Below are 9,504 nucleotides of genomic sequence, written 5' to 3' on the forward strand. Positions count from 1 at the left end.
CCCTCTCCCCTTGGGAGAGGGGAGGCCCCTGCCGCCCTTGCATTTCCGCACGCACGGCTCAGATTGCAGCCGGCTCGCGCCCGGCCTATCTAACGCGGCTCCGGAAGGGTCGGCCCCGGCCGCGATATTGTGAGAGGAAGCTGCCCATGGCGCGGGACGTGTCCGATTCGACGCCGATCGAGTCGCGCGACGAATTGGTCGCCTGGGTGGCGGCAGGCGAGAAGCCGGCGGGCGAGTGGCGGCTCGGCACGGAGCACGAGAAGGTCCCCTTCCGCATCGCCGACGCCTCGCCCGTGCCGTACGAGGGCGAGCGCGGCATCCGGGCCCTGCTCGAGAACCTGCGCCGGGAGGACGGCTGGGCGCCGATCCACGATCACGAGGCCATCATCGGGCTCGTCGACGAGAGCGGCGGCGGGGCGATCTCGCTGGAGCCCGGAGGCCAGTTCGAGCTCTCCGGCGCCCCCGTCGCCACCCTGCACGAGACCGCGGCCGAGCTCGACGCGCATCTGAGGTCCGTCCGCCGCGCCGCTGAGCCGCTGGGCATGGGTTTCCTGACGCTCGGCATGTCGCCGCTCTGGACGCGCGCCCAGACGCCGATGATGCCAAAGAGCCGCTACCGCATCATGCGCGCCTACATGCCGAAGGTGGGCGGCTTGGGCCTCGACATGATGCTGCGCACCGCCACCGTGCAGGTGAACCTCGACTTCGCCTCCGAGGCCGACATGGTGCGAAAGCTGCGGGTGTCGCTCGCCCTCCAGCCGCTCGCCACCGCGCTCTTCGCCAACTCGCCCTTCACGGACGGGCGGCCCAACGGCAACCTGTCGCAGCGCTCCGAGATCTGGCGCGACACCGATCCCCACCGCACGGGCATGTTCCCGGAGGCCTTCGCCGAGGGCTTCGGCTACGAGGCCTATGTCGACTGGGTGCTCGACGTGCCGATGTATTTCGTGAAGCGCGGCGAGACCTACCACGACGTCGCCGGGGCGAGCTTCCGCGACCTGCTCGCGGGACGATTGGCGGCGCTGCCGGGCGAGCGCGCCACCCGCTCGGACTGGGCGAACCACGTCTCCACCGTGTTTCCCGAGGTGCGGCTCAAGCGCTATCTCGAGATGCGCGGGGCGGATGTGGGCCCGCCCGCCATGATCGCGGCGCTCTCCGCCTTCTGGGTCGGGCTCCTCTATCACGGCCCCGCCCTCGACGCGGCCTGGGATCTCGTGCGCGACTGGAGCGCGGAGGAGCGCGAGCGGATGCGCGCCGACGTGCCCCGGCTTGCCCTCGACACGCCGATCCACGGCCGCACGCTCCGTGATGTCGCCCGCGACACGCTCGCCCTGTCCCGCGAGGGCCTGCGGGCGCGGGGCCTGCGCGACGAGGCGGGCCGCGACGAGACGGGGTATCTCGACCCGCTCGACGCCATCGCGGAGAGCGGGCGGACGCAGGCGCATGTGCTGCTCGACCGGTTCCACGGGCCCTGGGGCGGCAGTGTCGAGCCGGCGTTCCGGGAGTGCGTGTTCTAGGCGCCCTCCTCCCCCTTGCGGGGAGGGGCTGGGGGTGGGGGTCGGGACGCCACCCGCCGTCCGTGAAGAACCCGGCTGTAACGGCCTGCGTGCTCCCTTCCCGATCTCCAGCTCCGACTTTCCGACCCCCACCCCTAACCCCTCCCCGCAAGGGGGAGGGGAACGCGGTGACAACCCCGCGCGCGCCTGCTAGAGCGCCCGCATGTCCGACCCACTCGTCCTCATCCCCGCCCGCATGGCCGCCGTGCGGCTGCCCGGCAAGCCCCTCGCGGACATCGCGGGGGCGCCGATGATCGTCCATGTCTGGCGCCGCGCCTGCGAGGCGGGCATCGGGCCCGTGGCGGTGGCGACCGACGCGCCGGAGATCGCGGCTGCGGTGGAGGCGGCGGGCGGGCGGGCCGTGCTCACCCGCGCCGACCACCCCTCGGGCTCCGACCGCATCTTTGAAGCCGCCGAGCTCCTCGACCCTGAAGGCCGCCACAACGTGATCGTGAACGTGCAGGGCGACTTCCCCACCATCGACCCGCGCATCATCTCGGCCTCGATCCTGCCGCTCGCCGACCCCGCCGTGTCGATCGCGACGCTCGCGGGCGAGATCACCGATCCGGAGGAGCGAGACAACCCGAACGTCGTGAAGGTGGTGGGCTCCGAGATCACCCCCGGGCGCCTGCGCGCCCTCTACTTCACCCGTGCCACCGCCCCCCATGGCGAGGGGCCGCTCTACCACCATGTCGGCCTCTACGCCTTCCGCCGCCGGGCGCTCGCCCGCTTCGTCGGCCTGCCGCCCTCGCCCCTGGAGCGGCGGGAAAAGCTGGAGCAGCTGCGCGCCCTGGAGGACGGGATGCGCATCGACGTGACGGTCGTCGACCACGTGCCCTTCGGCGTCGATACCCCCGATTACCTGGAGCGCGCCCGCGCGATCCTCTCCCGGAGGCCCGCATGACCAAAAAGATCTCGTTCCAGGGCGAGCCCGGCGCCAACTCGCACATCGCCATCGACGAGGCGTGCCCGGGCTACGAGCCCCTGCCCTGCCCCACCTTCGAGGACGCCTTCGCGGCGGTGAAGGACGGCGAGGCGGAGCTCGCCATGATCCCGATCGAGAACTCGATCGCCGGCCGCGTCGCCGACATCCACCACCTGCTGCCGACCTCGGGGCTGCACATCATCGGCGAGCACTTCCTGCCGATCCATTTCCAGCTCATGGCGCTGCCCGGCGCAACGCTTGAAGGCCTGAGGAGCGTGCACAGCCACGTCCATGCGCTCGGCCAGTGCCGCAAGATCATCCGCCGGCTCGGCCTCAAGGCGGTGGTGGCGGGCGACACGGCGGGCTCGGCCCGCGAGGTGGCGGAATCGGGCGACCTCACCCGCGCCTCGCTCGCGCCCCGGCTCGCGGCGGGGGTCTACGGGCTGAACATCCTCGCCGAGAACGTCCACGACGAGGCCGACAATACCACGCGCTTCATCATCCTGTCGAAGACCCCGCGCTGGGCGTCGCGCGCCGAGGAGCCCCTGGTCACGAGCTTCGTGTTCCAGGTCCGCAACCTGCCCGCCGCCCTCTACAAGGCCATGGGGGGCTTCGCCACCAACGGCATCAACATGACGAAGCTCGAGTCCTACATGCTCGGCGGCCGCTTCGTCGCGACGCAGTTCTACGCCGAGGTGGACGGCCATCCCGACGACATCGCCCTGAAGCGCGCCCTGGAGGAGCTCGCCTTCTTCTCCCGCGAGATCGATGTCCTCGGCGTCTACCCGGCCCACCCGTTCCGGCGGACGATGACGCAGGCGGCGGAATAACTCCCCTCCCCCTTGCGGGGAGGGGTTGGGGGTGGGGGTCGCAAAGTCGGAGCTCTTCATCGGGAAGGGCGCACGCAGGCCGGTACAGCCCTTCTTGGACCGGGACCTCTCGCGTCCCGACCCCCACCCCTAACCCCTCCCCGCAAGGGGGAGGGGGATCTCAGCTCGCCTCCTCCAGCCAGACCCGCACCAGATGGTTCGCGATGGCGATGGAGTTCGGCCCCGTGATCCCCTCCGGGTGCCGGCGCTCCATCATGAGCACCACCTCGTCCCGGGGCACCCAGCGCACCTCCTCCAGCTCCTCGCCGTCGACGACGAGCTCGTCGGTCAGCGCCTCCCCGATGCAGCCGATCATCAGGGACATGGGGAAGGGCCAGGGCTGGGAGGCGGCGTAGCGCACGGCACCGACCCGCACCCCCGCCTCCTCGAAGGTCTCCCGCCGCACCGCCGCTTCCACCGTCTCGCCGGGCTCCACGAAGCCCGCGAGGCACGAGAACATGCCGGGCGGAAAGCGCGGCTGGCGGCCGAGCAGGATCCGGTCGCCCCGCGCGATGAGCATGATCACCACGGGGTCCGTGCGGGGGAAGTGCTGGACGCCGCAGGCCGCGCAGTCGCGCCGGAAGCCGCCGGAGGAGAGCGCGGTGGGCGCGCCGCAATTGGCGCAGAACCGGTGCCGGTCGTGCCAGTGCATCAGCGCCTTCGCCTCGGCCAGGATGCCGAGCTCGTCCGGCCCGACCACGCCCTGGATCGCCACCGAGCGCAGGTCCTGGACGAGGAAGCGCGGATCGTCCCGGAACCCCTCCGCCGCCTCGGGAGCGGCAAGCGCCGCGAGCACGGGCGCCCCCTCAAGGAGTCCGAGGAACGCCTCCTCCTTCAGCGCCCCCGCCCGCTCCAGGGCGGCGACGGGCAAGAGCGCCGTGGCGGCGCCCGCATCATCGAGCGCGAAGATCGGGATCTCGCCGGCGATGAGCACCGCGCGGGCGTTGGGGTCCGCCTTCAGCGTCCCGAGCGGCAGGCTCGCGCGCTCCGCCGATTGCCGGTCGAGGGGGTTGTGGATGAAGCCTAACGGCCGGGGCATGGCTCAGGCCTCCGCGAAAAGGGCGCCTGCGCGCTCGTTGAGCGCGGCGAGGGCATGGTCGGGATAGGGTTTGCGGCTCTCGAAGCCCCAGACGGGCCCGGGCCACGCGGGATCGGACCGGAAGCGCCCGACCACGTGGACATGGAGCTGCGCCACCATGTTGCCGAGCGCGCCCACATTCACCTTGTCGGGTTTGGAGAGCGCCAGCATCACCCGCGTCGCGATCCGGATCTCGTCCATGAGCGCCGCGGCGTCCGCCTCCGCGAGGTCGGTCAGCTCGCTCACCCCCTCCCGGCGCGGCACCAGGACGAGCCAGGGAAAGCGGGCGTCGTTCATGAGAAAGACGGAGCAAAGCGGCAGATCGCCGACCGGCACCGTGTCGGCGGCAAGCCGCGAATCGAGGGTGAAGGACATCCGCGCAGATTAGTGGCCGCGCGGCGGGCGTCCACCTCCGCCTCGCTTGCCTTTCCCGTCCCCATCTCGCATATAGCGCCCGGGAGGTTGGCGGGGGACGTTTCACTCGCCAACCGGGTCAGGTCCGGAAGGAAGCAGCCCTAACGAGACCGAGCGGGTCTCTGTCCAGCCTCCCACCTCACGACATGCGGAGCCGCCGCGCGGCTCACCCTGTGAAGGGCTGGATCCCGGATCGGCGATCCGCTCCGGCTGAAGCCTGCGCTCCTCTTGTCCAGGACAGCGGCGAGGGTGGCGGCAAGGGCCTCCAGAACCTCGACGCCGCTTTCCCGGACAAGCGCAGCCGAAGGCGAGCGCCGATCCGGGACCCAGCGCAACAAGCCGCGGCGAAGCCGCTCCGCGAAAACCTTCGCTCTTGATTCCGCGCCCCGACCCGTCACATTGCCCCGATGACCGATCAGCTGAGCGGCCTGCCCCCTGACGACGAGCCGGGCTTCGCCGGGTTCGACGCGCCCCCGCCCTCCAGGCCCGAGCCGGGCCCGGGATATCGCGTGCTCGCGCGCAAGTACCGGCCGCGGAGCTTCGACGATCTCATCGGGCAGGAGGCGATGGTGCGCACCCTGTCCAACGCCTTCCGGACCGGGCGCATCCCCCAGGCCTGGATGCTGACGGGCGTGCGCGGCGTGGGCAAGACCACCACGGCCCGCATCCTGGCCCGCGGCCTCAACTACCAGCGCCGGGACGGGACCGGCGGGCCCACCATCGACATGCCCGACATGGGCCTCCATTGCGAGGCCATCGTCGAGGGCCGCCACATCGACGTGATGGAGATCGATGCGGCCTCCAACAACGGCGTCGACAACGTGCGCCAGATCAACGACGCGGTGCGCTACGCCCCCGTCTCAGCGCGCTACAAGGTCTACATCGTGGACGAGGTCCACATGCTCTCCACGGGGGCGTTCAACGCCTTCCTGAAAACCCTGGAGGAGCCGCCGCCGCACGCGAAGTTCGTCTTCGCCACCACCGAGATCCACAAGGTCCCCGTCACGATCCTGTCGCGCTGCCAGCGCTTCGACCTGCGCCGGGTCGAGGCGGGGGTGCTCGTGGAGCACCTGAACCGGATCTGCGGGATGGAGAGCGTGACGGCGGAGCCGGAGGCGCTCTCCGCCATCGCGCGCGCCGCCGAGGGCTCCGTGCGCGATTCGCTCTCGCTTCTCGACCAGGCGATCGCGCACGGCGCGGGGCGCGTCGGACTCGACACGGTGCGCGACATGCTCGGCCTCGCCGACCGGGCGCAGGTGGTCGACCTGTTCGAGGCGGTGATGCGCGGCGACGTGCCGGCCGCCTTCGCGGGGCTTCGCGGGCAGTACGACGCGGGCGCGGATCCTGCCGCCGTGATGCAGGAGCTCGCGGGCTTCACCCATCTCGTCACCCGCCTCAAGCTCGTGCCGGACGCGGGGCAGGACGCCTCGCTCACCGAGATCGAGCGCCAGCGCGGCATGGCCTTCGCGCAGGGGCTCTCGGTGCGCACGCTGTCGCGCGCCTGGCAGATCCTGCTCAAGGCGGTCCCGGAGGTTCAAGCCGCCTCGCGGCCAGTGGCGGCGGCCGAGATGGCGCTCGTGCGCCTCGCCTACGCGGCCGACCTGCCCACGCCCGACGAGGCGTTGCGCATGCTGAAGGACGGCGGGCCGCTCCCCTCGGGTTCGCCCTCCACCCCCTCCCCGCCCCGCTCCAACGGCGCCACGGCGCTCGCGAGCCGGCCGGTCCTCGCCACCTCGCAGCCCCAGCCCGCACCCGCGGCGCCCCGGCCCCAGCCGGCCGCCGTGCCCGAGATGCGGCTTCGCCGCTTCGAGGACGTGGTGGCCCTGGCGGGCGAGCGGCGCGACATCCGGATGAAGGCGGCGCTTGAGCGCGACGTGCGGCTCGTGCGCTTCGAGGACGGGCAGATCGAGTTCGCGCTGGCCGAGGGCGGCAACCGCAACCTCGCGGGCGATCTCGCGCGCTGCCTCACCGAATGGACGGGCCGGCGCTGGATGGTGGCGCTCTCGTCCGAAGCCGGGCAGCCCACCCTGCGCGAGCAGGCCGCGGCCGCCGAGCGGGAGCTCAAATCGAACGCCGCGAGCCATCCCCTGGTCCAGGCGGTGCTCACGCGCTTCCCCGGCGCCCAGATCGTCGACGTGCGCCAGCGGGCCGACGAAGCGGCGGCGGACGAGACCGCGCCCGAGGCGGCAATCCTCGGCGATGACGCCCCCGCCGCCCTGGAGACCGAGGCCGACGACGACCTCGACTTCTGACGCACCTGAAACCCACGACGCGCGAGCCGCGGTCCGGCTCGCCACGCAAAAGAGGCGACGCGATGAAGGACATCATGGGCATCATGAAGCAGGCCCAGGCCATGCAGGCCAAGATGGCCGAGATGCAGGCCGAGCTCGATAACGTGGAGGTCCAGGGCACCGCCGGCGGCGGCGCCGTGACCCTCGTCATGACGGCCAAGGGCCAGATGAAGAGCGTGTCGATCGACGCCTCGCTCATGAACGCCGACGAGAAGGAGATTCTCGAGGACCTCGTCGTCGCCGCCGTGAACGACGCCCGCCAGAAGGCCGAGCGCACCATGCAGGAGCGGATGGCGGAGGTGACCAAGGGCCTGCCGCTGCCGCCGGGGTTGAAGCTGTTCTAGGCGAGCGGTGCCGGTGATGGCCAAGGTCGCCTGCTTCGTCGGCGCGAGCACGACGGAAGGGATGGGCGACCCCGAGGGCCTGGGCTGGGCCGGCCGCCTGCGCCGGATCGAGGCGCAGGCGGGCCGGCCGTTCCTCGCCTACAATCTCGGCGTCCGCGGCCATTCCACCGGGATGATCGCCGGGCGCTGGCGCCGCGAATGCGCCGCGCGCCTGCCCGACACCGCGGACGGGCTTCTGGTCATGTCCTTCGGCAACAACGATGCCGCCGCGCTCCCCGACGGCACGCTCCGCACGCCCCTCGACGAGACCCTGCGCAATGCCGAGGCCGTCATCGCCGAGGCCGCCGCCTGGCGTCCGACGCTGTGGATCGGGCCTACGGCGGTGGACGAAGCCCGCATGCCCGTCCACTCGCGGCTCCTGGGCGTCGATCTCAGCTACGACAATCGTAGGCTCGCCGAGATGAGCGCCGCCTTCGCGGGCATCGCGGGGCGCCTCGGGGTCCCGTATCTCGACTTCCACGCCCGGCTCGCCACCGATGCCGACTGGATGGCGGCAGTCGGCCGAAGCGACGGCCTCCACCCCGATGGCAGCGGCTATGACGCGGCGGCGCGCCACGTCGCGGCCTGGCCGTCCTGGCAGGCGGCGCTTCAGGCCTGAGGCGGTTGCGAATTCTTTACGCCGGCCCATTATACCGGAACCGGAACGAACGGGCCGGATACGGGAAATCGATGGCCGTCGAGCTGCGCCCCCTCCAGGCCCTGCGCCTGTGGCACGACATCCATCTCGACCTCGTGCGGGACGGGGAGCCCGACCTGTCGGCGCGGCAGATCGCCATCCTTCTGACCATCTATCTCGATACGCCGCCCCACACCGTGCGGGGGCTCGCGGGCCGGCTCGGCGTCACGAAGCCCGTGATCACCCGCGCGCTCGACACGCTCGGCCGGATGGAGCTCGTGGCCCGGCGCCGCGACGAGAGCGACCGGCGCAACGTGATCGTGCAGCGCACCGTGAAGGGCGCGCTCGCCGTGGAACGCCTGGGCGACCTCGTGGTCGCCAAAGCAAGGACCGTACCCCGATGACCTTCGACCGCCGCCTCACCCCCGCGCGGGCCGACCTCGCCGACGAGCGCCTGCGCGCCAGCGTGACGGCCGAGCGCTACGTGCCCGGCACCCCGATGCGGGTGTCGGCCCCCGCCGCCCCCTTGCGCCGGACGCCGGCGCCCGACGTCGGCTACGACACCGAGGCGCTCATGGGCGAGGCGGTGCGGGCGTTCGACGAGCACGAGGGCTTCGCCTGGGTGCAGCTCGAGCGCGACGGCTATGTGGGCTACATGTCGTCGGACGCCCTCGACGGGAGCGCGCCCGAGCCCACTCACCGGGTCGCGGCGATCCGCACCTTCCTCTATCCGGGCCCGAGCCTGAAGCTGCCCCAGGCCGGCCACCTGTCGCTCGGCGCGGCCGTGGCGGTGACAGGCGAGGAGGGCGACTATGCCCGCCTGCCCTCCGGCCTCTTCGTCTTCGCCCGCCATCTCGCCCCGCTCGATGCCGCCGAGCCCGATTTCGTGGCGGTCGCCGAGCGCTTCCTGCACACGCCCTATCTGTGGGGCGGCAAGACGAGCCTCGGCCTCGACTGCTCCGGCCTGATCCAGGTCTCGCTCCAGGCGGCGGGCATCATGGCGCCCCGCGACAGCGACATGCAGGAGCGCGAGCTCGGCACGCCGGTCCCCGTCGGCGACGACCTGGCGGGCCTGCGCCGGGGCGACCTCGTGTTCTGGAAGGGGCATGTGGGGGTGATGAGCGACCCCAAGCACCTGCTCCACGCCAACGGGCACCATATGCGGGTGACGCTGGAGCCGCTCGCCGACGTGCGCGACCGGATCGCAGGGAACGGCTATGGCGGGATCACCGGGGTGCGGCGGCTGCCCCCCCTCTCCCATGGGGAGAGGGGCCGGGGGTGAGGGGGTACGACGCTGGTCCAGCGGTCTCCAGCCCCCTCATGCTGAGGCGCCCTGCGCAGCAGGGCCTCG

General features: G+C 72.0%; 10 protein-coding genes and 1 other RNA gene. 9 read left to right on the forward strand and 2 right to left on the reverse strand.

Features of this window, described 5'->3' with window-relative positions:
- Positions 1-146 precede the first annotated feature (146 nt).
- The 3 genes from F0L46_RS25190 (at position 147) to F0L46_RS25200 (ending at position 3,311) form a co-directional block, all read left to right on the forward strand.
- Complete coding sequence (locus F0L46_RS25190; RefSeq protein WP_149822369.1) at positions 147-1,517, forward strand: glutamate--cysteine ligase; 1,371 nt, start codon at positions 147-149, stop codon at positions 1,515-1,517.
- A 202-nt stretch (positions 1,518-1,719) separates the two neighbouring features.
- Positions 1,720-2,460 carry a 3-deoxy-manno-octulosonate cytidylyltransferase gene (locus F0L46_RS25195; RefSeq protein WP_149822370.1) on the forward strand — a complete coding sequence of 247 codons (741 nt, stop codon included), beginning with the start codon at positions 1,720-1,722 and terminating at the stop codon, positions 2,458-2,460.
- Positions 2,457-3,311, forward strand: coding sequence for a prephenate dehydratase (locus F0L46_RS25200; protein WP_149822371.1), 855 nt, complete (start codon positions 2,457-2,459; stop codon positions 3,309-3,311). The genes F0L46_RS25195 and F0L46_RS25200 overlap by 4 nt, the downstream gene beginning before the upstream one ends.
- Before the next feature lie 160 nt (positions 3,312-3,471).
- Here the strand turns inward: F0L46_RS25200 and nudC are convergent, their stop codons facing one another.
- Together nudC and F0L46_RS25210 are read right to left on the reverse strand one after the other, a co-directional pair.
- Complete coding sequence (gene nudC, locus F0L46_RS25205; protein ID WP_149822372.1) at positions 3,472-4,389, reverse strand: NAD(+) diphosphatase; 918 nt, start codon at positions 4,387-4,389, stop codon at positions 3,472-3,474.
- Between the two features lie 3 nt (positions 4,390-4,392).
- Positions 4,393-4,803: an HIT domain-containing protein gene (locus F0L46_RS25210; protein ID WP_149822373.1), complete on the reverse strand. Its 411-nt coding sequence runs from the start codon at positions 4,801-4,803 to the stop codon at positions 4,393-4,395.
- An 81-nt stretch (positions 4,804-4,884) separates the two neighbouring features.
- Between F0L46_RS25210 and ffs the strand changes: the two genes are divergently transcribed.
- The 6 genes from ffs to F0L46_RS25240 all read left to right on the forward strand — a co-directional run bounded on the left by ffs (position 4,885) and on the right by F0L46_RS25240 (position 9,435).
- Positions 4,885-4,981: signal recognition particle sRNA small type (gene ffs / locus F0L46_RS25215), an RNA gene on the forward strand.
- A gap of 268 nt (positions 4,982-5,249) precedes the next feature.
- A complete protein-coding gene (locus F0L46_RS25220; RefSeq protein ID WP_149822374.1) occupies positions 5,250-7,094 on the forward strand; it encodes a DNA polymerase III subunit gamma/tau in 1,845 nt (614 codons plus the stop codon).
- Between the two features lie 62 nt (positions 7,095-7,156).
- A complete protein-coding gene (locus F0L46_RS25225) occupies positions 7,157-7,477 on the forward strand; it encodes a YbaB/EbfC family nucleoid-associated protein (RefSeq protein WP_149822375.1) in 321 nt (106 codons plus the stop codon).
- A gap of 16 nt (positions 7,478-7,493) precedes the next feature.
- Positions 7,494-8,135 carry a GDSL-type esterase/lipase family protein gene (locus F0L46_RS25230; RefSeq protein ID WP_149822376.1) on the forward strand — a complete coding sequence of 214 codons (642 nt, stop codon included), beginning with the start codon at positions 7,494-7,496 and terminating at the stop codon, positions 8,133-8,135.
- 71 nt (positions 8,136-8,206) lie between these two features.
- Positions 8,207-8,557, forward strand: a complete 351-nt coding sequence (locus tag F0L46_RS25235; RefSeq protein WP_149822377.1) for a MarR family transcriptional regulator — start codon at positions 8,207-8,209, stop codon at positions 8,555-8,557.
- Complete coding sequence (locus tag F0L46_RS25240) at positions 8,554-9,435, forward strand: C40 family peptidase (protein ID WP_149822378.1); 882 nt, start codon at positions 8,554-8,556, stop codon at positions 9,433-9,435. The genes F0L46_RS25235 and F0L46_RS25240 overlap by 4 nt, the downstream gene beginning before the upstream one ends.
- Positions 9,436-9,504 lie beyond the last annotated feature (69 nt).

The organism is Salinarimonas soli (genome assembly GCF_008386575.1).
Classification (GTDB): Bacteria; Pseudomonadota; Alphaproteobacteria; order Rhizobiales; family Beijerinckiaceae; genus Salinarimonas_A; species Salinarimonas_A soli.

What these genes read in the sequence shown, in the direction of transcription:
- F0L46_RS25190 (WP_149822369.1), top strand. Translation starts at nt 147, where the DNA reads ATGGCGCGGGACGTGTCCGATTCGACGCCGATCGAGTCGCGCGACGAA.
- F0L46_RS25195 (WP_149822370.1), top strand. Translation starts at nt 1,720, where the DNA reads ATGTCCGACCCACTCGTCCTCATCCCCGCCCGCATGGCCGCCGTGCGG.
- F0L46_RS25200 (WP_149822371.1), top strand. Translation starts at nt 2,457, where the DNA reads ATGACCAAAAAGATCTCGTTCCAGGGCGAGCCCGGCGCCAACTCGCAC.
- nudC (WP_149822372.1), bottom strand. Translation starts at nt 4,389, where the DNA reads ATGCCCCGGCCGTTAGGCTTCATCCACAACCCCCTCGACCGGCAATCG.
- F0L46_RS25210 (WP_149822373.1), bottom strand. Translation starts at nt 4,803, where the DNA reads ATGTCCTTCACCCTCGATTCGCGGCTTGCCGCCGACACGGTGCCGGTC.
- F0L46_RS25220 (WP_149822374.1), top strand. Translation starts at nt 5,250, where the DNA reads ATGACCGATCAGCTGAGCGGCCTGCCCCCTGACGACGAGCCGGGCTTC.
- F0L46_RS25225 (WP_149822375.1), top strand. Translation starts at nt 7,157, where the DNA reads ATGAAGGACATCATGGGCATCATGAAGCAGGCCCAGGCCATGCAGGCC.
- F0L46_RS25230 (WP_149822376.1), top strand. Translation starts at nt 7,494, where the DNA reads ATGGCCAAGGTCGCCTGCTTCGTCGGCGCGAGCACGACGGAAGGGATG.
- F0L46_RS25235 (WP_149822377.1), top strand. Translation starts at nt 8,207, where the DNA reads ATGGCCGTCGAGCTGCGCCCCCTCCAGGCCCTGCGCCTGTGGCACGAC.
- F0L46_RS25240 (WP_149822378.1), top strand. Translation starts at nt 8,554, where the DNA reads ATGACCTTCGACCGCCGCCTCACCCCCGCGCGGGCCGACCTCGCCGAC.